The organism is Pseudomonas sp. NyZ201 (assembly GCF_049860765.1).
Lineage (GTDB): Bacteria > Pseudomonadota > Gammaproteobacteria > Pseudomonadales > Pseudomonadaceae > Aquipseudomonas > Aquipseudomonas bharatica.
Window position 1 is genome coordinate 4,151,639 of record NZ_CP187557.1, and the last position, 22,492, is coordinate 4,174,130.

A 22,492-nucleotide genomic window follows, 5' to 3' on the forward strand; every position below is an offset into this window, starting at 1 on the left:
TGTTTCGGACTCCAGCGACACATTTATTGTTGTTATGCGCCCGCAAGGCAGCCTGCCCCGCAGGTCAAGCATTAGCAGGCTCTGCACTACGCAGGAGTATTAGAAGTCGTGCCGCAAGGCGGCGCTTGACTGTCACCGCCAATGCAGTTGGCATTTCTTGCCAGTGCCTACAGCTGGAAGGCGTGTGCCCGGTAATCCCGGGGCGAAACCTCGAACTGGCGCTTGAACGCGCGGCTGAAATGGGCGACATCGACGAAGCCCCACTTGAAGGCGATCTGGGTGATCGACTGGCTGCGCAGGGTGTGACAACACAGGTCATGGGCCACTTTCGTCAGACGGGTGCGAAGGATGTAGCGCGAGACGCTTTCGCCGTGTTCCTCGAACAACCGGTAAAGACTGCGCACCGAGGTGTGCAGTTGATCCGCCAGATAGGCAGGGCCGAGATCGACATCCTGCAGCGACTCGTCCACCAGGCGCAGCGCCGTGGCGAACAGGCTGTCGCTGTGCAGCAGCGGGTTTTCTCCCTGCGCCTGCCCGGACATCGCCGGCAGCACCAGCGACACCAGCGCGTTCTGGATGGCCTGGCCGTCATCGCCATTGGCCGCGCCGTCGCCGAGCAGGCCGATCGATTGCACCAGCGAGCGCACCATGCGGCTGGACACATTGTTGCGCGACAGTTTGCCGAACAGGTTATCGCCCTTGAACTGGCGGGTAACGATATCCCGTGACAGGTGCACGGAAATGTTTTCGACCAGGCCCAGCGGCTCGATCTCGAACAGCCGCGCCGAGTCCACCAAGGCGATGTCCTCGGGGCCCAGCTCGACCTCCATGCCCGCCTGGCGAATCCGCTGGCGGCCACTGCGCTGGTAGATCAGGAAGCAATGGCTGTCATCGCTGTCCACGCCGATCAATTCGCGGCTGATCAGGCGGGCATTGGTACGGATATGGGCGGTGTCCAGGGCACCGATGGCCTGGCTGTGGATCTCGCCGATGAAGTGGCGGGTAAGGCTCGAAGGCAGGGTGCTGAAATTGCCGCAAATGCTGCGCAGGGACTGGCACCAGCGCTCGAAGCCGGCCTGCTCGCTCGATGACAGGAACATGGCATCCTCCGATCTTATTATTTAATTAACATATTATCTAATTTCGAAGAGATCAAGCCGTTTAACGATACAACCTAAACCTGTAAGCACACTAAAAAGTATCACGATACCCTGGCTTCGACAGGGGAAATGTCATCGGCTTTTTCCTGGGTCCGATCTTTTTGCACCTTGCCCTTCCCCGTGCCAGCAAATCTTGCCATCATTATTGTTAACAATTCTCATAAGCACTTTGTTTTTCATTAGGAGCATGGCATGGCTGTCCCGGTACCTCCCCGTCTCTTTCGTCCTTCACTCAATCTGCTGTCCGTAGCGATCTGCATGGCCGGTTCCCTGTCGGCAATCGCTGACGAAGCGAGCACGACGCCCGCGCAGACGCCACCCGAGACCCTGGAACTGGGCGCGACGCAAATCAGCAACACCCAGCTCGGCAGCACCACCGAGGGCAGTTCGTCCTACACCACGGGCATCATGTCCACCGCGACCAAGCTGCCGATGACGATGCGCGAAACACCCCAGGCGGTCACCGTGATGACACGCCAGCGCATGGACGACCAGGCCATGACCAGCATCAACGACGTGGTCAAGTACACCCCCGGCCTGTTCCTCAGCCAGTCCAGCGGCCCCGGCCGGCAGACCTACTCCTCGCGCGGTTTCGATATCGACAACCTGATGTACGACGGCATCCCCAGCACCTACCAGGGCTGGACCGTCGGCGCCCAGCCGAACCTGGCGATGTTCGACCGGGTCGAACTCGTCCGCGGCGCTACCGGGCTGGTGACCGGCGCCGGCAACCCGTCGGCGGCGATCAACCTGGTCCGCAAGCGCCCGCTGGCCGAGCAGAAGGTCACCCTGACCGGTGCGGCCGGCAGTTGGGACGACTACCGCGGCGAAGTGGATGCCTCCAGCCCGCTGAATGCCAGCGGCACCCTGCGTGGCCGTGTAGTGACGTCCTGGCAGGATGCCAACAGCTTCGTCGATCGCGCCGAAGAGACCCATGGCCTGTTCTATGCCATCACCGAAGCCGACCTGAGCGACGACACCACGCTGTCCCTGGGCTTCTCCCACCAGAAGGACCGGACCAATTACTTCTGGGGCTCGTCGATGATCAGCCTCGACGGCCATCACCTCGACCTGCCGCGCTCGTACAACCCGGGCACCGATTGGGAAGACAAGGACCAGGACATCAACACCCTGTTCGCCGAAATCCGCCAGCAACTGGCCTACGACTGGAAGCTGCAGGTCAATGCCTCCTATACCCAGCAGGACGCGCTGTTCTCGGGCTCCTATCAGTCGCGCTGGGCCCCCGACAAGAGCCTGGCGCGCACCGTTTACCAGTCCGGTCACGACGAAGACCAGGCCGGTGTCGATGCGTTCGCCAGCGGCCCGTTCCAGGCCTTTGGCCGCAGCCATGAACTGGTGGTCGGCGCCAGCAAGCGCATCTACGACATGACCACCCGCAACTACAGCCCCTACGACACCAACTGGCCGCTGAACGCTGGCAAGCCGGACTTCGTGCACAGCGGCAACAGCCGCAAGGTGACCAACCAGGAAGGCGTTTACCTGACCACTCGCCTGAGCCTGGCCGACCCGCTCAAGCTGATCCTCGGCAGCCGGCTGGACTGGTACGACTACGACGACAAGCAGAACTCGGCGGCCGATTACAAGGTCACCCGCAACGTCACACGCTACGCCGGCCTGGTCTACGAGCTGGACGACAGCCACTCGGTCTATGTCAGCTACAGCGACATCTTCAATCCGCAAGCCTACAAGGACGCATCCGGCAGCCCGATCAGGCCGGTGGAAGGCAAGAACTACGAGGTCGGAGTCAAGGGCGAGTACTTCGACGGGGCGCTGAACGCCAGCGTGGCGCTGTTCCGCGTCGACCAGGAAAACCGTGGCGTGTCGCTCACGGACGTCTCCGGCTGCGTGGACCCGACCAACTGCTACGCGGCTTCCGGCCAGGTGCGCAGCCAGGGCATCGACATGGAGCTGCAAGGGGCGCTGACTCGCAACTGGCAGATCGGCGCCGGCTATACCTACGCCCGCACCCACTACCTCAAGGATGACGCCAAGCCGCAGAACGAGAACCAGCGCTTCAGCACCGATACACCCGAGCATCTGTTCAAGGTGTCCACGGTGTACCGCTTCGAAGGTCCGCTGGAAAAGTTGCGGGTGGGCGGCAACGTCTACTGGCAGAGCCGCATGTACAACGATATCGCCACCGCCAATGGCGCGTACCGGCTCGAACAGGGCGCCTATGCGGTCACCGACCTGATGGCGGGCTATCAGCTGACCCGTAACCTCGACCTGCAGCTCAACGCCAACAATATTTTCGACCGCAAGTACTACTCGGCCATCTCCACCTCGGTGGACTATGGTGGGGATGTGTACGGCAAGCCACGAAACATGATGGTGACGGCGAAATACAGCTTCTGATCGCCACGCCCGCGCAGGGATGCGCACCCCTTCCCTCTCCCCTCTTCACTCCCGTCCCTTGGCACGGCTTCCCCCCTGCGGCTATCTTAGTGCCGTGACGCAACATGGCCCGTTACACCGACAACAAGATACGGAGCCGTTCATGACCCGGCATAGCGCGCAGCCCCATCCCAGTGAACTCGCGGCCTTCGTCAGCGAGCATTTTCCTGGTCGAGCGATTCGTCCGGACGGGTTGATCGCCCAGTCCTGGTATCGCAGCGTGGTCCAGCACAGGCTCGACCCAGGCACGGCCACGCGCCTGGATATCCTCAGCGCTGCGGATATCCGCCGCCACCAGCAGCAACACCAGGAGTACCTCGCCATCGCCGGCCAGGGCGTCAGCGGCCTGGCCCGGCGCGTGGTCCCGGCGGGCTTTGCGGTGCTGCTCAGCGATGAGCAGGGCATCACCCTCGACGCCCGCCTGCCCCGTGAACACACGCCGTATGTACGCTCCGGACTGGTGGTCGGGGCGCGCTGGGACGAGTCCATCGCCGGTACCAACGGCATCGGTACCACCCTGGCCGCCGCCGAGCCGCTGATCATTCACCGCCAGGAGCATTTTCTCGACGCCAATGCCGCGCTCAGTTGCTCGGTGGCTCCGATCTTCGATGCCCAGGGCCTGCTTCGTGGCTGCCTGAATGCCACCTGCCTGAACAGCGACGGGCCTAAGGAAAGCCAGTACCTGACCCTGCAACTGGTGATCCTGTACGCCCGCCTGATCGAGAACGCGCATTTCCGCCAGAGCTACAGGGATCGGCTCAGCCTTTCCCTGAAGCCTATCGACGAAATCACCGACCTGGCCAACGAACAATTGCTGGCCCTGGACGACGAGGGTCGGGTCATCGGTGCCAACCACGCAGCCTTTGTCGCCCACGACAGCAATGCCGACGGCCGCTTGATCGGCAGCCTGATCGACCGTTTGCTGCCCATGGCGGTCGATGACCTGCTGCGCCAGACCCACGGCGGCGCCCGCGGCCTGCGCTTGCGCGCCCGGCATGACGACACGCTGCTGGACCTGAGCCTGCGCATTCCCTCGGCCAGGCACGGCCTGGCACAGACACCGGCACCGGCGCCGACTCGCGCCCGGCCACCCCGCCACCCCGACCTGGAACGCCTGGCCGGTGCCGACCCGACGTTGCAGCACAGCGTGCAGCGCCTGCGCAAGGTCCTCGACAAGGACATCGCCATCCTGATAACCGGTGAAACCGGTACCGGAAAGGAAGCCTTCGCCCGCGCCATCCACCAGGCCAGTGCGCGCCGGGGCGGGCCTTTCGTCGCGCTCAATTGCGCGGCGATTCCGGAAAGCCTGATCGAAAGCGAGCTGTTCGGCTACCGCGGCGGCAGCTTCACCGGGGCCGAGAAAAAAGGCATGAAGGGCAAGCTGGAACTGGCCAATGGCGGCACCTTGTTCCTCGATGAAATCGGCGATATGCCTGCGCATCTGCAAACGCGCCTGCTGCGGGTGCTGGCCGAACGCGAGATCTCGCCTATCGGTGCTGCGACACCAGTGGCGCTGGATATCCAGGTGATCTGCGCAACCCACCAGGACCTGCAGGCCATGCTGCGCGACAAGGGCTTTCGCGAAGACCTGTTCTATCGCCTCAACGGCATGCACCTGCGCCTGCCACCCTTGCGCGAACGCAGTGATCGCGGACACCTGCTGGATGCACAGCTCGCAGCCCAGGGCATGCGAATCACCGCCCAGGCGCGCCAGTGCCTGCTCGATGCGCCATGGCCCGGGAATATCCGCCAGTTGCTCAATGCCCTGCGCTATGCGGTGGCCCTGGCGGAGAACGGCTGTATCGACCTGGATTGCCTGCCGGAGGACCTCCTGCAAGGCAGCCCTGCGCCTTCAGGCAGCCACTCGCAAGGCGAGGACCTGCTGGCGGTCCTGCGCCGGCATCGCTGGAACATCAGCGCAGCGGCGAGCGAACTGGGTGTAGCGCGCTCGACGCTGTATCGGCAGATGAAAAAGCAGGGGCTGGTGCAGCCCAATGACCGGTTTTGAACCTGAAACTGCAGTAGTGAATCCACCACTGCAATCGCTGGCAAGCCAGCTCCCACAGGTTTGTGGGAGCTGGCTTGCCAGCGATGAGGCCATCAGCAACAACCAGGCTGTCAGCCCTGGATATAGACCACATGGCTATGGGTGTACTCGTACAACCCATGCTTGCCATCCGCCCCGCCGATCCCCGATTTGCGCGTGCCGGCATGGAAGCCCTGCATGGCTTCGAAGTTCTCGCGGTTGATGTAGGTCTCGCCGAAATCCAGCGAGCGGGTCGCCTGCAAGGCCGCACTCAGGCTGCGGGTGTAGATCGATGAGGTCAGGCCGTATTCGCTGTCGTTGGACAGTGCGATGGCTTCGTCCAGGTCATCGACCACCTGGATCGGCAGGACCGGGCCGAAGATTTCCTTGCGCATGATCTCCATGTCCGCCGAGCATCCCGCCAGTACCGTCGGCTGGTAGTGGAAGCCCTGGCCGAGATCGGCCTGCGCGCCGCCGGTAATCACCTGGGCCCCCTGCCCGCTGGCGGTACGCACCATCTGCGCCACCTTGTCCAGCGCGGCGCGGTTGATCAACGGGCCCATGTCCAGGCCGTTCTCGGCCAGTGGATCACCGTACCGGGTAGCGGCCATGGACGCTGCGATGCGCTCGATAAAGGCATCGGCCACCTTGCGCTCGACATAGACCCGCTCGGCACAGTTGCAGACCTGCCCGGTATTGATCACCCGTGACGCGGTGATGGCCTTGACCGCCAGGTCCAGGTCCGCGTCGGCCAGAACGATCGCAGGCGCCTTGCCGCCCAGCTCCAGGTTGAGCTTGGTGATGTTCGGCGCCGCCGCGGCCATGATCCGCGAACCGGTACCAACGCTGCCGGTAAAGCTGATGAGGTCGATGCCGGGGTGGCTGCTCAGCGCGTTGCCCACCGTCGCCCCGGTACCACAGACCACGTTGAAGACACCGGCAGGCAGTTCGGTCTCGGCCACCAGGCGGGCGAATTCGAAGCAGTTGATCGGGGTTTCCTCGCTCGGCTTGATCACGATGGTATTGCCGGTCAACAGGGCCGGCGCCATCTTGCGCGCGATCAGGAAGAACGGGAAGTTCCACGGCAGGATCCCGGCCACCACGCCCAAGGGCTTGCGCAGCAGCAGGATGCTTTCGCCGGGGCGGTCGCTGCTCAGCACTTCGCCCTCCAGGCGCCGCGCCCACTCGGCCATGTAGTCGAGGTAATCAGCAGTGAAGTTCACCTCGACCCGAGCCAGCTCCAGCACCTTGCCCTGCTCGGCGGTGATGATCCGCGCCAGGCGCTCGCTGTGCTGCCGCACCTTGCCGGCGATGGCGCGCAGGTAGCCGGCACGCTCGATTGCCGGTCGCAACGCCCAGGCCTTCTGCGCCTGGCGCGCGGCGGCGATGGCCTGCTCGACCTGTGCGCTGCTGCCCTGGGGCACCCGGCCGAGCAACTGGCCGTTGGCCGGGTTGTACACCTCGATCAGTTCGTCGCTGGGGACGAAGGCGTTGCCAATGTAGTTCTGATAAGTAGCGTCACTCATGTGTTTTCTCCATGTCGGTCCGTGGCTTAGTGCTTGGTGCTGAACTGCTTCCAGGCTTCGCCTTCGTTCTGCAGGTCGTGGGAACGCTTGATCAGGTATTGGTGGATCTGCTCGACCTGTTCAGGCGTGAAGGCATCGGCGAAGGACGGCATGCCGTCGGGTACGCGACCACCGTAGAGAATGCCGAGGAACATCTGGTGCTTTTCCGCGGTGAGCTTGCGCAGGTCCGGCAGCACGCCGCCGCTGACCGCGTGGATGCCGTGGCACTGCGAGCAGTAGCCGTCGTAGAGTTTCGCGCCGGCCTCGATGGCCGCCGTATCGGTGCCCAGGGGTGGAGGTTTGGGCGTGTCCGGGCGAGGTGCAGGTTCCTGCAGTTTGGCGGTGCCGCCGATCTTGTAGGTCAGCACCTGGGAGAACGGCTGCACACCCGCGCGCAGCGACAACGCCCCGGCAAAGGTGGAGAACGCCCCGCCCCAGCCGGCCATGAAGGTCACGTACTGTTCACCGTCGATGCTGTAGGTGATGGGCGCCGCCATCACCCCGCTGGCCGCCGGTTGCTCCCAGAGTTTCTTGCCGCTGTCGGCGGCGTAGGCGATGACGCGGCCATCGGCGCTGCCTTCGAAAACCAGGTTGCCGGCGGTGCTCAGGGTGCCGCCGTTGAAGATGGTCACATAGGGCACTTCCCAGGCGGGTTGCTGCTTGACCGGGTCCCAGGCGATCAACTTGCCGGACCAGCCCTTGGCCATCTCCAGCAGGCCATCGACGTTTTCCGGCATCATCCCGGTGCGCAGGCCCAGCTGGTACATGCTCTTGAACGGGTTGCGCTTCGGCGCCTCGGGAATGTGTTCATAGTAGGCCGACATGATGTGGGCCGGGATGTACACCAGCCCGGTGTTCGGGTTGTAGGACATCGGCTGCCAGTCATGGGCCCCCCAGAAGGCCGGGGTCACCAGCTTGCGCTTGCCGTCCTTCCAGTACGCGGCATTCTCGTCATCGACGATGGGCCGGCCGGTCTTCATGTCCATGCCCTTGGTCCAGCTCTGCGGCACGATGCCCTTGGCCGAAAGCAGCTCGCCGGTGGCACGGTCGATCACATAGAAAAAGCCGTTCTTCGGGGCCTGCATCAGCACCTTGCGCTGCCTGCCGTCGATCGGCAGTTCGGCGAGGATCATGTGCTGGGTCGCGGTGTAGTCCCAGGCATCGCCCGGCGTGGTCTGGTAGTGCCAGACGTATTCGCCGGTGTCGGCGTTGACCGCGACGATCGACGACAGGAACAGGTTGTCGCCCTTGGCCTGGCTGCGCCATTTCGGGTCCCATAGCGAGCCGTTGCCGACGCCGATATACAGCAGGTTCAACTCCGGGTCGAAGGCGAACGAGTCCCAGGCCGTGCCGCCGCCGCCCTGCTCGACGAAGGCATCGCCATGCCAGGTCTTGGCGGCGATCTCCATGCCCTTGCCTTCCGGTGGCAACTTCGGATCCCCCGGCACGGTATAGAAACGCCAGGCCTGCTTGCCCGTTTCGGCGTCATAGGCAGTGACATAGCCACGCACGCCGAACTCGGCGCCACCGTTGCCGATCACCACCTTGCCGTTGACCACCCGAGGCGCGCCGGTGATGGTGTAGCTGCGCTTATGGTCCGCTCGGGTATCGACCGACCAGGCGAGTTGGCCGGTGCGGGCGTCGATGGCTTCCAGGCGGCCATCGAGCACGCCCACGTACACCTTGCCCTTCCACACCGCCACGCCGCGGTTTACCGCGTCGCAGCAGGCTTCACCGGCGCGGTTGCGGTCGGATTTCGGATCGTATTTCCAGATCAGCTTGCCGTTGCGGGCATCCAGCGCGTAGACCACGGAGAACGGCCCGGTGGTGTACATCACGCCATCGACCACGATCGGCGTGGCCTCCACACCCCGGTCCAGATCGAGCTTGTAGCTCCAGGCCAGGCCGAGCTGGCCGACGTTGCGGTCGGTGATCTGCTTGAGCGGGCTGTAGCGCTGTTCGTCGTAGGTACGACCGGTACTCATCCAGTTGCCAGGTTCCTGGTCGGCGGCGATGAGACGTTTGCTGTCGACATTGGCCGGCATCCCGGCGGCCAGGGCAGGCGCCGCAGCCAGGCTCAGCAGCAACGCGGCGGCCAGGGACTTCAAGGGAATGCCGGCGACGATGGAACGGGCGCCGGGAGGCGAGGCATGGCCAATCTGTGTCATGGGAGTTGTCCTGTTCTTATTAGTGGCGCTTGCTGCGCACCTCTCAGGGAGCAACGGCCATGCCAGCACGCCTTGGCAGCGTGTAAGCGCCGTATCACGCGGGCTTGCCGGGACCGGAGCAACCAGCCAGGTGCAGCGCGGGCGCTACAGGTGTTGCACCTGGCGCTACAGCGCGCGCTACACCTGCCGGGCGAAAACCTTGTTTCACCCGGTTTCGTAAGCAATCATGAGCGCATCAACTTGCCGGCGTGCCTGAATATGGAAGAAGCGATCAAGAAGCTGCGTGCATTTCGCGATGCGCGTGACTGGAAGAAATTCCACAATCCCAAGGACCTGGCGCTCGCCTTGAGCATCGAAGCCAGCGAACTGGCGGAAGTGTTCCTGTGGAAGTCGGCCGAGGAAGCCGACATCGCCAGGGTCAGGGAAGAACTGGCCGATGTCCTCGCCTATGCCCTGCTGCTGGCCGATCACTACGAGCTCGACGCGCAGCAGATCATCCTCGACAAGATCGAACTCAACGAGCGCAAGTATCCGGTGGACAAGGCCAGGGGATCTGCCAGGAAATACACGGAGCTGTAATGAACAAAGCCCTGGACGGCAAACCGCTGGTCGAAGTGAACCGCTACGCCTTTTCGCGCCGGACGCTGGAACAACAGCTTCGTGAGCACTTCCACGCGGCGGATTCGTGGCCGCTGGTCTATATCCTCAGCGATGAAGCCAGAAAGCAGGCCTATGTTGGCGAGACCGCCGATGCCCTCAAGCGGATGAGCACCCACCTGGCCAATGGCGACAAGAGCCTGCTGCGTTCGGTGCATCTGATCAGCAGCGACAGGTTCAACAAGTCGGCGACCCTCGATATCGAATCCTCGCTGATCAAGTACATTGCCGCCGATGGCAGGTTCTCCCTGCTCAACAGCAACCTGGGGCTGGTCGATCACAACTATTACCAGCGCTCCGGACTCTATGCCGCGATCTTCAAGGAGACCTGGAACAAACTGCACAGCGAAGGCCTGGTGCAGCATTCCCTGGAGTCGATCGACAACTCGGACCTGTTCAAGTACTCGCCTTACAAGTCGCTGTCCTCCGAGCAGCGCCAGGGACTGCTCGGCATCCTGCATGCGCTGCTCGACGAGCAAAGCAAGACCCTGGTGGTGCAAGGTGGCGCGGGCACGGGTAAATCGGTGTTGGCGATCTACCTATTCAAACTGCTGCACTCGGCTATCGATGAAACCAGTTTCCACGAGTTCGATAGTGAACAAGCCGAACTGCGCAACCTGTTGCTGGGCATCAAGCAACGCTACGGCACGCCGAAAATGGCGCTTGTGGTGCCCATGGCGTCGTTTCGCTCAACCTTGAAAAAAGCCTTCAGGCACATTGCCGGGCTGTCCCCGGACATGGTCATCGGTCCTGCCGACCTGACCAAGCGAGACTACGACATCGTCCTGGTGGATGAAGCCCATCGCTTGCGCAAGCGCAGCAACCTGGGGCCCTACTTTAAAGGGTTCGACACTGCCTCCCGGGCACTGGGCTTCGACCCCTTCGGTTGCAGTGAAGTGGACTGGGTCTGCCGCCAGGCGGGAAAGGCGATCTTCTTCTACGACAACAGCCAGTCGATCAAGCCCTCTGATGCCAATGCCGAGGACTTTGCCAGGCTCAAGGCACTGGGCACGACGCAAGTGCAGACGCTGTACTCGCAGTTCCGGGTGCGTGCCGGCAATTCCTATGTGACCTTCCTCGATGAGCTGCTCAACGTCCGCCGAAACGGCCAGCCAAGGTTCACCCCGAAAAACTATGAACTGGCACTGTTCGATTCGCTCGGCGACATGATGCAGGTGGTGCAGGAAAGAAATCGCCAGTTCGGCCTGTCGCGCATGATCGCCGGCTACGCCTGGCCCTGGATCTCGCGGAAGAACAAGGACGCGTTCGATATCGAGATCGACGGTGTGCAATTGCGCTGGAACAGCACCAGCCAGGACTGGATCAATACGCCGGGTTCCGAGGCCGAAGTCGGCTGTATCCACACCACCCAGGGCTATGACCTGAACTTCGCCGCCGTCATCCTTGGCCACGAGATCGGATACGACAAGGTCCGCGGCGAGATCACCATCGACCCGGCCCGCTATTTCGACCGCAACGGCAAGAGCGGGATCAGGCAGCCGGGCGAACTGAAGCAGTACATTCTCAATATCTACAAGACCATGATGCTCCGCGGTATCCGCGGGACATTCATCTACGCCTGCAACAAGGACCTGCGCGACTACCTGGCACAGCACCTGCCCTTGCACTCGCCGGCAGAGCCCGTGCGCGAACCGGTGAAACCGGCCCCGTACGTGAACGCGGTGCCACTGTACGACCTGCGCGCGGCGGCAGGCGGGTTCAGCGAGGCACAGCAGGCCGAACGGCAAAGCTGGATAGTCGTCGGCGACGACCTCCCGCTGGACCGCGGCTACTTCGCCTGCGAGGTGCTGGGCGAATCGATGAACACCATCATTCCCGATGGCTCGACCTGCCTGTTCCGCGCCGAGCGCGGCGGCAGCCGCAATGGCCGGATCGTCCTGGTGGAATTGTGGGATGAAGGCGCGAGCGCCCAGTACACGGTCAAGGAATATCGCAGTGTCAAGGTCGAGGACGAGAATGGCTGGCACCACGAAAAAATCCTGCTGCTGCCACGCTCCTCCGACCCGGGGTTCGAACCGCTGGAATTGCGCGACGACCTGCTGTCGCGGTATCGGGTGGTGGGAGAATTCGTACGGGTTATCCGCCAGAACCTGGCCTCCTGACTGGAACTCCTGAACCGTGGAACTCAGACAACTGCGCTACTTCGTGAAAATCATCGAACAGGGCAGCCTCGGTCGCGCCGCGCTGGAGCTGGATGTCGGCGTATCGGCCCTGAGCCAGCAGATCGCCAAGCTGGAAAGCGAGCTGTGTACCCGGCTGCTCAACCGCACCACCACCGGCGTCACCCCGACCACCGCCGGCATGGCGTTCCTGCATCATGCCCAGCTCAGCCTGCGCCAGGCCGACAATGCCATTCTTGCCGCCCACCGGGGACGCATGAGCGGTTATGTCACCGTGGGCCTGCCGCCGACCACCGCGACCGTGCTCGCCCTTCCCCTCATCGACGCGATGCGCGAGCGCTACCCGGATATCCAGTTGCACCTGGTGGAAATGCTCTCCGGCCACCTGGCCGCCCAACTCAATGCCCGCCAGCTCGACCTGGCCATCCTGTTCCAGCTCGAGGGCGGCAAACGCTGGAGCGTGACGCCGCTGCTCGATGAACGGCTGTTCGTCATCAGCGCCCCCCAGGTGCCTCACGCTCCGCATTCCGGCAGCGTGCAACTGGCCGATTTGGGCCAGTTGCCACTGATCATGCCCAGCGTCCAGCACGGGCTTCGCAGCACCTTGATGACGGCGTTCGAACGCTCGGGCCTGGTGCCCAATATCATCATGGAAGTCGATGGCCTGGCCGTGCTGATGAACGCCGTGCGCGCCGGCCACGCCGCTACCATCCAGCCCGGTGCCGCCGCGGCGCTCAAGGGCGAGAACGGGCTTGAAGTGACGCAGATCAGCGACGCCCATGTCGGCCGGCGCAACCTGCTGGCCACCCTGGCGGATGACGAGCTGTCGCCAGCGGCCCTGGCAGCGCGGCGCGTGGTGCTGGACGTGGCGCGGCGGCTGGTCGCCGAGCAGCAGTGGCCCGGGGCGACCTGGATTGCCGACAGCAGTTGCTGAGTCACCAGCCCAGGCCGGCAAAGCCTTTAGTAAAACTGAAGACCCCATGCCGTAGTTCGCCTTTCGGCAGGCCCTCGATCGCACTATTTTCCGCTCACTCGCAGCAGGCTCCTCGTTCATGCCGGCTGCGACCGAGGAGCGAAAATGATCGATGTTCTTGTTGTTGGCGGCGGCAACGCCGCCCTGTGTGCCGCACTGATGGCCCGCGAGGCGGGGGCCAGCGTCCTGCTGCTGGAAGCCGCACCCAAGGCGTGGCGCGGCGGTAATTCGCAGCACACCCGCAACCTGCGCTGCATGCACGACGCACCGCAGGATGTACTGGTCGAGGCCTATCCCGAAGAGGAATTCTGGCAAGACCTGCTCAAGGTCACCGGGGGCCTGACCAACGAAAAACTTGCACGCCTGGTGATCAAGGCTTCGTCCGGTTGCCGGGGCTGGATGCGCCGGCATGGCGTGCACTTCCAGCCATCGCTGTCCGGCGCGCTGCATACCGCCCGCACCAATGCCTTCTTCATGGGCGGCGGCAAGGCGCTGGTCAATGCCTATTTCCGCAGTGCCGAGCGGCTCGGCGTACAGGTTCGCTACGATGCCGGGGTGGTCGATATCGAGATGGACGGCGACCGCTTCGTCGCTGCCCATATCGGTGCGCGCGACGTGCAAGGCCGGCACCTGCCTGCCGAGCGCATCGAGGCGCGCACCTGCGTGCTGGCCGCTGGTGGATTCGAGTCCAACCGCGAATGGCTGCGCGAAGCCTGGGGTCGCAACGAGCGCGGCGAATGGCCATCGGACAACTTCCTGATTCGCGGCACCCGTTTCAACAACGGCGTACTGCTGCGCCGCATGATCGACCTGGGCGCCGACACCATCGGCGATCCTACCCAGGCGCACATGGTCGCCATCGATGCGCGCGCGCCCCTGTACGACGGCGGGATCTGCACGCGCATCGACTGCGTGTCGCTGGGCATCGTGGTCAATCGCGACAGCCAGCGCTTCTACGATGAAGGCGAGGACTTCTGGCCCAAGCGCTATGCAATCTGGGGACGCCTGGTGGCCCAGCAGCCTGGCCAGGTGGGCTTTTCGATCATCGACCAGAAAGCCCTCGGACGCTTCATGCCCCCGGTGTTTCCCGGCACCACGGCCAACACCCTGGAGGAGCTGGCCCAGCGCCTGGGCCTTCCGGTGCAGGCGTTCGTCGAGACGGTACGCGCCTACAACGAGGCCTGCCGCACCGGCACCTTCGACCATACCCGCCTGGACGATTGCCATACCGTCGGCGTGCAACCCGCCAAGAGCCACTGGGCCCGCCCGATCGATACACCGCCCTTCTACGGCTACCCCCTGCGCCCGGGCGTGACCTTCACCTACCTGGGCCTGCGCACCGACGAGACGGCCGCGGTGCACTTCGCCGGGCGTCCCAGCCCGAACCTGTTCGTCGCCGGCGAGATGATGGCCGGCAACGTGCTGGGCAAGGGCTACACCGCAGGCGTCGGCATGTCCATCGGCACCGCGTTCGGACGCATCGCCGGCGTCAGCGCGGCTGCCGCCGCCGGCCATCACTACCCATTCGAAGAGAACGATCATGACCGCGCAACTGCCTGAACCTCGCCAGGTCGACCCCGCCCAGCCGGGTGTCGAGCTTATCCCGCTGTTGAACCTGCAGGAGCAGGAAGTCGATCGGCAAATGCGCATCTGCAACGCCTGCCGTTACTGCGAAGGGTTCTGCGCGGTATTCCCGGCGATGACCCGCAGGCTGGAGTTCGGCAAGGCCGACATCCACTACCTGGCCAATCTTTGCCACAACTGCGGGGCGTGCCTGCATGCCTGCCAGTACGCCGCACCTCATGAATTCGCGGTCAATGTGCCCCAGGCCATGGCCAGGGTGCGCCTGGATACCTACGCCGAGTACGCCTGGCCACGCAGCCTGGGGCGCCTCTATCAGCGCAACGGGCTGACCCTGGCGCTGGCCAGCGGTTTCGCCCTGGTGCTGTTCCTGTGCCTGACCCTGCTGGCCATGGGCAATCTGTTCACCGCCATGCCTGGCGGCAACTTCTACGGCATCTTCCCGCATAACACCCTGGTGCTGATGTTCGGCTCGGTGTTCGGCTTCGCCTTGATCGCCCTTGGCCTGGGCGTGCGCCGCTTCTGGCGGGATGTCTCGCCGCCGCCGGCGAGCACCGCGCTGAAGACCGCTGCGGCAGTGGAAGCGACGGCCAGTGTCGCCAGGCTCAAGTACCTGGATGGTGGCCATAGCCAGGGCTGCAACAATGCCGATGACCGTTTCACCCTGTGGCGGCGTCGCTTCCACCACCTGACCTTCTACGGTTTCATGCTGTGCCTGGCGGCCACTGCCACCGCGACCCTTTACCACTACCTGCTGGGCCTGGCCGCACCCTATGCGCTGACTAGCCTGCCGGTAATGCTCGGCATCGCCGGCGGCCTGGGCCTGCTAGTAGGACCCGCCGGGCTGCTGTACCTCAACCTGCAGCGCGACCCGACCCAGGGCGACGCCAAGCAGAAACCCATGGACCGAGGCTTCATTGCCCTGCTGTTGCTGGTCAGCGCCAGCGGCCTCGCACTGCTGGCATTTCGTGAAACCAGCGCCCTGGGCCTGCTGCTGGCCCTGCACCTGGGCCTGGTGATGGCGTTCTTCCTGACCATGCCCTACAGCAAGTTCGCCCACGGCATGTTCCGCAGCGCCGCGCTGCTCAAGCACGCCATCGAAAAACGCCAGCCAAACCCGATCGACGCCGGCAGCGAATAAGCGCGACAGCGCCCTTGAACAACAACAAAAACCAGCAAAACGGTAGCCATGATGAAAAACACCAAGCAAACCGCTAGCGCCCGGCTGGGCGCTATCCTGCGGGTCACCAGCGGCAACTTCCTCGAACAGTTCGATTTCTTTCTGTTCGGGTTCTATGCCACCTACATCTCCCAGACGTTCTTCCCCGCCAGCAACGAGTTCACCTCGTTGATGATGACCTTCGCCGTATTCGGCTCGGGGTTCCTCATGCGACCGCTGGGTGCCATCGTGCTCGGCGCCTATATCGACAAGGTGGGCCGGCGCAAAGGGCTGATCGTGACGCTGTCGATCATGGCCGCCGGCACGGTATTGATCGCCCTCGTCCCGGGCTACGCCAGCATCGGCCTGTTCGCGCCCCTGCTGGTGCTGCTCGGCCGGCTGTTGCAGGGCTTCTCGGCCGGTGCCGAGATGGGCGGGGTATCCGTGTACCTGTCGGAAATCGCCACGCCGGGGCGCACTGGCTTCTATACCAGCTGGCAGTCGGCGAGCCAGCAGGTGGCGATCGTCGTGGCGGCAGCGCTGGGCTACACCTTGAATACCTGGATGCAGGCCAGCGAGCTGGCCGCGTGGGGCTGGCGCATCCCGTTCTTCATCGGTTGCGTGATCATCCCGTTCATCTTCATCATTCGCCGCTCGCTGCAGGAAACCGAAGCATTCAAGGCCCGCAAGCATCACCCGGGCGCCAGCGAGGTCTTCCGCTCCATGTGCGATAACTGGCGCACCGTGCTGGCAGGCGGGCTGCTGGCGGCAATGACCACCACCACGTTCTACCTGATCACGGTGTACACGCCCACCTTCGGCAAGACCGTGCTGCACCTGAGCAGCACCGACAGCCTGGTGGTGACGCTGCTGGTCGGGGTGAGCAACTTCATCTGGCTGCCCATCGGCGGCAGCCTGTCCGACCGCATCGGCCGCCGGCCGCTGCTGCTGGGCATCTCCCTGCTGTGCGTGCTGACTGCTTACCCGGCCATGCACTGGCTGGCCGAGGCCGCCAGTTTCGAGCGGCTGCTGGCGGTATTGCTGTACTTCTCGTTCTTCTTCGGCATGTACAACGGTGCCATGGTCGCGGCGCTGACCGAGGTCATGCCGCCCAATGTGCGGGTGGTCGGTTTCTCGCTGGCGTTCAGCCTGGCTACCGCGCTGTTCGGCGGCTTCACTCCGGCCGTATCGACACTGCTGGTCGAAGCCACCGCAGACAAGGCCTCACCGGCCTACTGGCTGATGTTCGCAGCGGTATGCGGCTTCACCGCTACCACCGTGCTGTACCGCCGGGCCAGGCCTGCGGTGGCTCGCAACTGCTGAACCACCGCTCCACCCCGCTGACGATGCCGGGCGAAGGCCGCAACCTTCGCCTCAGGCACTGCCCACCCGGTCCAGCTCGTTGACCGACACCCCGGCCTGGTCAAGCCAGGCCTTGCGCCGGACAAACAGGTCGGGGGCCGTCTCGTTGACCTCGGTGATCAGCACGTCCAGTTCGGCGCTCTTGAGCTGCCCGTTTTCCACCAGCACGCGCCCGGCGACCATGGTCATGTCCACGTCCCCGCCCTGCACGGCGTGCACCAGGTTGTGATGAAGGTTGGCCAGCGGACCACGGGAAATCAGCGGCGTCATTCTCGGCGTATCGACACGGATAGCGATGATGTCGGCGGCCTTGCCGATCTCCAGCGAGCCGATCCGGTCGTCCATGCCCAGGGCCCGTGCGCCGTCGATGGTAGCCATGCGGCATACCGACCAGGCATCGAGCGCCGCGGCATCGAGACTGGCGAACTTGGCCAGCAGCGAGGACACCTTCATCTCCTCGAACATATCCAGGTTGTTGTTCTCCTTTTCGCCATCGGTCCCCAGGCCAACGGCAACGCCCGCCGCCAGCAGTTTCACGATCGGAGCGGCCCCCGACGCCAGCTTCATGTTGCTGACCGGGTTGTGCGCCACACCGACATTGCGCCGGGCCATCAAGGCGATTTCCTGGTCATCGACCCAGACGCAATGGGCCAGCAGCACCTTGCTGGCATCGAGCAGGCCGAACTTTTCCAGGGCCTGGACAGGACGTACGCCGTAGCGCCGCAGGGTTTCCTCGACATCGAAGCGGCTTTCGTTGCTATGGGTGTGGAACCCCACCTGGTTGGCCTTGCACATGTCGGCGATGCGCTTCCAGGCCTGCGGCACGGCGTAGAACAGGTGCTCCAGGCCGACCCACACCTCGATGCGACCGTTCGCTGCGCCGTGCCAGCGCTGGATCAAGGCGTCGTTTGCGTCCAGGGTTTCGAAGTAGTCATGGTCCGGATGCTCGGCCACATAGGGGACCAGTACCGCACGGATGCCCAGCTCGTTGGCGGCCTCGGCGCTGCCATGCATGTAGCGCCACATATCCACCAGCGTGGTGGTGCCCGACAGCAGTGCTTCGCTGTAGCAGAGCATCGACGCCAGGCGCGCCTCGCCAGGCAGCAGCACACGGTGCATGGGATCGATGTAGGCCTGCAGCCAGTCCCAGACCGGCAGGCCCTCGGCAGTGCCGCGGAGCATGCCGGAGTGGCAGTGGGTATTGACCAGGCCCGGCATCAGCAAGCGATCGGTCAGGCGACGGATCGGGGCCAGCGGATGCCGGGCGAGCAGCTCGTGCGCCGGGCCGATATCGGCGATCAAACCGTCGCGGACCAGCACTGCGCCGTCCTCGATCACGCTATTGCGGGCGTCCATGGTGAGGACGAAGTCGGCCCTGATGAGTTCACAAGTCATCGTGTTTAACCTTCTTGCTGTTTATAGGGTGTGCAGGCGTTCAGCTGTCGCCGAGCGCGGCAGAGCGGGCAGCTTGCGCCCGGGCTTCGTCGGCCGTGTCCAGGCCGTTGAACAGGAGGTTGAGGAGCATGGCGCTGCAAACGCTGAGGACGATCCCGCTTTCGGTGAATACCCGGCACCAGTCGGGCAAATGATGAAAGTACTGCGGCGAGACCATCGGGATCATGCCGATGCCCACGCTGGTGGCGACGATCAGCAGGTTGGAGCGCGACTGCTCGAAATCGACCGTTGCAAGGATGCGCACGCCCATCAGCGTGACCATGCCGAACATCACCATGCCGGCGGCACCCAGAACGTACTGGGGCGTGGAGGCGACGATCCAGGCCAGTTTGGGAAACAGCCCCAGGCCGATCAGGATCATCGCCCCGGCCATGCAGACATGGCGGCTCCTGACCCCGGTAATGGTCACCAGGCCGATGTTCTGCGAAAAGGAGGTATAGGGAAACGCGTTGAACACCCCGCCAAGAATGGCCCCCAGCCCATCGGAGCGAAGCCCGCGAACCAGCCTTTCGCGGGTGGTCGGACGGTCGACCATCTTGCCCAGGGCAAGGAACATCCCGGTCGACTCGACCATGGTCACCAGCATGACCAGGCACATCGATACGACTGCGACCACATCGAATTTCGGCATGCCGAAGGCGAACGGCGTGATCGTCGCCAGCCATGGCGTCTGCTGCAGGCCGTCAAGCGCGATATCGCCACGCAACAGAGCGATGAAGAAACCGGCCAGCACACCCAGCAGTACCGCGATATTGGCGAGAAACCCTTTTGCGAAGCGATTGATACCCAGGATGAGGATCAGCTGCAAAAGCGAAATGGCCAGGTAGGCCGGTTTGCCGTAGTCCGGATTCGGACTGCCGTTGGCCAGCACCGGGTTGCCGCCGGCCGACCAGTCGATCCCGACCCGCATCAGGCTGATGCCGATGACCAGCAGCACGGTCCCCGTCACCACCGGTGGAAAGAAACGCAGAAGCCGGCCCATGAGCGGCGCAAAAAGAATCCCGAACAGACCGGATGCGATGATCGCCCCATAGACGCCCGGCAGCCCGAGCGACGGGTTCAGGGCAATGGCGATCATCGGCGTGACCGAGGCAAAGGTGACGCCCATCATGATCGGCAAGCGGATGCCGAAGAAACGGTTGCCTGCGCATTGCACAAGCGTGGCCAGGCCGGCGGCGAACAGGTCGGCGTTGATGATCAGGGTCAACTGGTCCTTGGGAAGCTGCAGCGCGGCGCCAAGGATCAGCGGAACGATGATGCATGCCGAATACATCACCAGCACATGCTGGAAGCCCAGTATCAGTGTTTGCGCCAGCGGAAGCCGCTGGTCCACGGGGTGAACGGTGTTGGTCATTGCCTTCTCCTGGTTGGCATGGTCGAGGCAGTGATGGGATAGGATTTTTGTCGTGATTGTTTTTATATGGCGGGGCAAACATGCGCCCCGCCGCTCCCGTTGTAAAAATGGGACCTATCAATTTTTTTCATGGTGCAACGATGAGGATGTCCCTGGAGCAACTGGCCGCCTTTTGCGCAGTCGCCAGCGAGCGCTCGTTCTCCGCCGCAGCGCGCAAGCTGAACAAATCGCAGTCGGCGGTGAGCATTTCCATCGGCAACCTGGAGATCGACCTGGGTGTCACCCTGTTCGACCGCAGTCACCGCTATCCGCAGTTGACCGGCGAAGGGCGTGCGCTGCTGCGCGACGCCGAGGCAATCCTCGGGCAGTGCTTCAACATGGAAAACCGGGCCAGCAGCCTGGCCGAAGAGCTGGAGACCGAGCTGGTGATCAGCATCGACGATGCGATTCCCTACCAGGCACTCGCGCCCGTGATGGAGGACTTTTCCAGGCAGTTCACCCATGTCGACCTGACCGTGCTGCATCCGTCCCGGCAGGACGCCCTTGACCTGATCGAGGAGAAGAAGGTGCTGCTGGGGATCCTGTGCACGCGCTCGCATTACCCCAGGAACCTGCAGTTCAAACGCCTGGGCAGCATCACCTTCAGCAATGTCGTGTGCCGGGATCATCCGCTGGCGCGGATGGCGCCGGTGAGCTTCAACCAGTTGAGCAACTTCCGGCAGTTGGTCTACCTGCCGTTCCAGGACCGGCTGCCTACCAGCGAATACCTCAACTCACCGAATCACTGGCGGGTTGAAAGCTATCTCACCCTGATGAACATGCTGCGCGAAGGCATGGGCTGGGCTACTGTCCCTACGCAGCTCATGCAGGACCTCAGCCCCGACGGGCAACTGGTCGAGCTGGAGCTGGAAGCGTATCCGTTCACCGACTGGACCGTGGGGGTCGACCTGGTCTGGTCGTCATTGTCGCGTTCCGGAAAGGCCGGCACCTGGCTGCGTGAGCAGCTTGGGCGGACACGGATCCCGACAGTCGGAAAATGAGTTTTGTACGCGCCAATGCCAGGGCGCTTATCGATTCGCCACCACACCTTCCAAGGAGACTGCCAATTGGCTGATACCGACACCCCTGCCACCGAGCGACCACAGGTCGAGCGCCCTCCCGTGGGCGTCCTCGAAGCGTTCCTGTTCTGGCTGAAACTGGGCTTCATCAGCTTTGGCGGGCCCGCCGGGCAGATCTCCATCATGCACCAGGAGCTTGTCGAGCGTCGGCGCTGGATCAGCGAGAAGAGGTTCCTGCATGCGCTGAACTACTGCATGCTCCTGCCCGGACCAGAAGCACAGCAATTGGCTACCTATCTAGGCTGGCTGATGCACCGGAGCTGGGGCGGAGTGATCGCCGGCGCGTTGTTCGTGCTGCCATCGCTGTTGATCCTGATCGGCTTGTCCTGGATCTACATCGCCTTTGGCGAAGTACCGGCCGTGGCCGGGATCTTCTACGGCATCAAGCCGGCGGTGACCGCCATCGTCGTCCATGCGGCGCACCGGATCGGCTCCCGGGCCCTGAAAAACCCCTGGCTGTGGGCAATCGCCGCAGCGTCGTTCGTGGCCATCTTCGCGTTGAACGTGCCCTTCCCGCTGATCGTGCTGGGCGCCGGCATCATCGGTTACATCGGCGGTCGCCTGGTACCGGAGAAGTTCGTGATCGGCGGTGGGCACAAGGCGGCCAGCACCGATTACGGTCCTGCCCTGATCGATGACCACACGCCAGCACCCGAGCACGCCCGCTTCCGCTGGCCCCGCCTGCTTGGCCTGGTGGTGCTCGGTGCGGCCCTCTGGCTGCTGCCCATGGGCGTCCTGCTCGCAGCCTTCGGCTGGAATGGCACGCTGACCCAGATGGGCTGGTTCTTTACCAAGGCCGCGCTGCTCACCTTCGGCGGCGCCTATGCGGTTCTGCCCTATGTCTATCAAGGAGCAGTGGGGCATTACGGATGGCTGACGCCGACCCAGATGATCGACGGCCTCGCCCTGGGGGAAACCACCCCCGGGCCGCTGATCATGGTGGTGGCCTTCGTCGGGTTCGTAGGCGGCTATGCACATCCCATGTTCGGCGCCGACCATCCGTTCGCCGCCGGCGCGATCGCCGCGAGCCTGGTCACCTGGTTCACCTTCCTGCCGTCGTTCCTGTTCATACTCGCTGGCGGCCCGCTGGTGGAGTCGACCCGCAACGAGCTGAAGTTCACCGCGCCATTGACCGCAATCACCGCCGCCGTGGTCGGGGTCATCCTCAACCTGGCCCTGTTCTTCGGCTTCCACGTGCTCTGGCCAAACGGCTTCGCCGGGATGTTCGACTGGCCTTCGGCATTGATCGCCGCAGGCGCAGCCATCGCCCTGTTCCGCTTCAAGCGCGGGGTGATCCAGGTATTGGTGGCCTGCGCGCTGATCGGCCTGGCGATTCATCTCGTTAGGTGGTGAGGGGA

At 63.7% G+C, this 22,492-nt stretch carries 15 protein-coding genes; 10 read left to right on the top strand and 5 right to left on the bottom strand.

Annotated elements, in window-relative coordinates; all coding sequences use genetic code 11:
- Positions 1-167: 167 nt before the first annotated feature.
- Positions 168-1,100 (bottom strand): transcriptional regulator FeaR, encoded by a 933-nt coding sequence (feaR, locus tag ACPFMA_RS18400; RefSeq protein ID WP_420056717.1) that lies wholly within the window; start codon positions 1,098-1,100, stop codon positions 168-170.
- Between the two features lie 252 nt (positions 1,101-1,352).
- On the opposite strand from feaR, the gene ACPFMA_RS18405 reads away from it, so the two are divergent.
- Both ACPFMA_RS18405 and ACPFMA_RS18410 read left to right on the top strand, forming a co-directional pair.
- Positions 1,353-3,536: a TonB-dependent siderophore receptor gene (locus tag ACPFMA_RS18405; RefSeq protein ID WP_425928420.1), complete on the top strand. Its 2,184-nt coding sequence runs from the start codon at positions 1,353-1,355 to the stop codon at positions 3,534-3,536.
- Positions 3,537-3,678: 142 nt separating this feature from the next.
- The gene (locus tag ACPFMA_RS18410) at positions 3,679-5,583 is read left to right on the top strand and encodes a sigma-54-dependent Fis family transcriptional regulator (protein ID WP_425928421.1); all 1,905 of its coding nucleotides are present in this window, start codon (positions 3,679-3,681) and stop codon (positions 5,581-5,583) included.
- Between the two features lie 110 nt (positions 5,584-5,693).
- On the opposite strand, the gene aldA is transcribed toward ACPFMA_RS18410, so the two are convergent.
- Positions 5,694-7,127 (bottom strand): aldehyde dehydrogenase, encoded by a 1,434-nt coding sequence (gene aldA / locus ACPFMA_RS18415; RefSeq protein WP_425928422.1) that lies wholly within the window; start codon positions 7,125-7,127, stop codon positions 5,694-5,696.
- Positions 7,128-7,153: 26 nt separating this feature from the next.
- The gene (locus tag ACPFMA_RS18420; RefSeq protein WP_425928423.1) at positions 7,154-9,334 is read right to left on the bottom strand and encodes a PQQ-dependent dehydrogenase, methanol/ethanol family; all 2,181 of its coding nucleotides are present in this window, start codon (positions 9,332-9,334) and stop codon (positions 7,154-7,156) included.
- Positions 9,335-9,592: 258 nt separating this feature from the next.
- Here ACPFMA_RS18420 and ACPFMA_RS18425 point away from each other — a divergent pair, with 258 nt between their 5' ends.
- From ACPFMA_RS18425 to ACPFMA_RS18450, 6 genes are all read left to right on the top strand, one after another.
- A complete protein-coding gene (locus tag ACPFMA_RS18425; RefSeq protein ID WP_037058315.1) occupies positions 9,593-9,913 on the top strand; it encodes a nucleotide pyrophosphohydrolase in 321 nt (106 codons plus the stop codon).
- Entirely contained in the window at positions 9,913-12,114 is a 2,202-nt protein-coding gene (locus ACPFMA_RS18430; RefSeq protein ID WP_425928424.1) for a DNA/RNA helicase domain-containing protein, read from the top strand. The genes ACPFMA_RS18425 and ACPFMA_RS18430 overlap by 1 nt, the downstream gene beginning before the upstream one ends.
- A gap of 16 nt (positions 12,115-12,130) precedes the next feature.
- Entirely contained in the window at positions 12,131-13,066 is a 936-nt protein-coding gene (locus ACPFMA_RS18435; protein WP_009394067.1) for a LysR substrate-binding domain-containing protein, read from the top strand.
- Positions 13,067-13,210: 144 nt separating this feature from the next.
- Entirely contained in the window at positions 13,211-14,665 is a 1,455-nt protein-coding gene (gene tcuA, locus ACPFMA_RS18440; protein ID WP_420056721.1) for an FAD-dependent tricarballylate dehydrogenase TcuA, read from the top strand.
- Complete coding sequence (gene tcuB / locus ACPFMA_RS18445; protein ID WP_425928425.1) at positions 14,646-15,827, top strand: tricarballylate utilization 4Fe-4S protein TcuB; 1,182 nt, start codon at positions 14,646-14,648, stop codon at positions 15,825-15,827. Before tcuA ends, tcuB begins: the two co-directional genes overlap by 20 nt.
- A gap of 48 nt (positions 15,828-15,875) precedes the next feature.
- The gene (locus ACPFMA_RS18450; protein WP_064301754.1) at positions 15,876-17,168 is read left to right on the top strand and encodes an MFS transporter; all 1,293 of its coding nucleotides are present in this window, start codon (positions 15,876-15,878) and stop codon (positions 17,166-17,168) included.
- 51 nt (positions 17,169-17,219) lie between these two features.
- On the opposite strand, the gene ACPFMA_RS18455 is transcribed toward ACPFMA_RS18450, so the two are convergent.
- On the bottom strand, positions 17,220-18,602 hold the full coding sequence (locus ACPFMA_RS18455; RefSeq protein WP_425928426.1) for an amidohydrolase family protein: 1,383 nt from the start codon (positions 18,600-18,602) through the stop codon (positions 17,220-17,222).
- A gap of 40 nt (positions 18,603-18,642) precedes the next feature.
- A complete protein-coding gene (locus tag ACPFMA_RS18460; RefSeq protein ID WP_425928427.1) occupies positions 18,643-20,016 on the bottom strand; it encodes a nucleobase:cation symporter-2 family protein in 1,374 nt (457 codons plus the stop codon).
- A gap of 140 nt (positions 20,017-20,156) precedes the next feature.
- Here ACPFMA_RS18460 and ACPFMA_RS18465 point away from each other — a divergent pair, with 140 nt between their 5' ends.
- Complete coding sequence (locus ACPFMA_RS18465; RefSeq protein WP_425928428.1) at positions 20,157-21,056, top strand: LysR family transcriptional regulator; 900 nt, start codon at positions 20,157-20,159, stop codon at positions 21,054-21,056.
- Positions 21,057-21,122: 66 nt separating this feature from the next.
- Entirely contained in the window at positions 21,123-22,487 is a 1,365-nt protein-coding gene (gene chrA, locus ACPFMA_RS18470; protein ID WP_425928429.1) for a chromate efflux transporter, read from the top strand.
- Positions 22,488-22,492: the final 5 nt, after the last annotated feature.

Bases quoted from the DNA above. Each gene is read 5' to 3' on its own strand.
- feaR (WP_420056717.1), bottom strand. From the start codon at position 1,100: ATGTTCCTGTCATCGAGCGAGCAGGCCGGCTTCGAGCGCTGGTGCCAG.
- ACPFMA_RS18405 (WP_425928420.1), top strand. From the start codon at position 1,353: ATGGCTGTCCCGGTACCTCCCCGTCTCTTTCGTCCTTCACTCAATCTG.
- ACPFMA_RS18410 (WP_425928421.1), top strand. From the start codon at position 3,679: ATGACCCGGCATAGCGCGCAGCCCCATCCCAGTGAACTCGCGGCCTTC.
- aldA (WP_425928422.1), bottom strand. From the start codon at position 7,127: ATGAGTGACGCTACTTATCAGAACTACATTGGCAACGCCTTCGTCCCC.
- ACPFMA_RS18420 (WP_425928423.1), bottom strand. From the start codon at position 9,334: ATGACACAGATTGGCCATGCCTCGCCTCCCGGCGCCCGTTCCATCGTC.
- ACPFMA_RS18425 (WP_037058315.1), top strand. From the start codon at position 9,593: ATGGAAGAAGCGATCAAGAAGCTGCGTGCATTTCGCGATGCGCGTGAC.
- ACPFMA_RS18430 (WP_425928424.1), top strand. From the start codon at position 9,913: ATGAACAAAGCCCTGGACGGCAAACCGCTGGTCGAAGTGAACCGCTAC.
- tcuA (WP_420056721.1), top strand. From the start codon at position 13,211: ATGATCGATGTTCTTGTTGTTGGCGGCGGCAACGCCGCCCTGTGTGCC.
- tcuB (WP_425928425.1), top strand. From the start codon at position 14,646: ATGACCGCGCAACTGCCTGAACCTCGCCAGGTCGACCCCGCCCAGCCG.
- ACPFMA_RS18450 (WP_064301754.1), top strand. From the start codon at position 15,876: ATGATGAAAAACACCAAGCAAACCGCTAGCGCCCGGCTGGGCGCTATC.
- ACPFMA_RS18455 (WP_425928426.1), bottom strand. From the start codon at position 18,602: ATGACTTGTGAACTCATCAGGGCCGACTTCGTCCTCACCATGGACGCC.
- ACPFMA_RS18460 (WP_425928427.1), bottom strand. From the start codon at position 20,016: ATGACCAACACCGTTCACCCCGTGGACCAGCGGCTTCCGCTGGCGCAA.
- ACPFMA_RS18465 (WP_425928428.1), top strand. From the start codon at position 20,157: ATGAGGATGTCCCTGGAGCAACTGGCCGCCTTTTGCGCAGTCGCCAGC.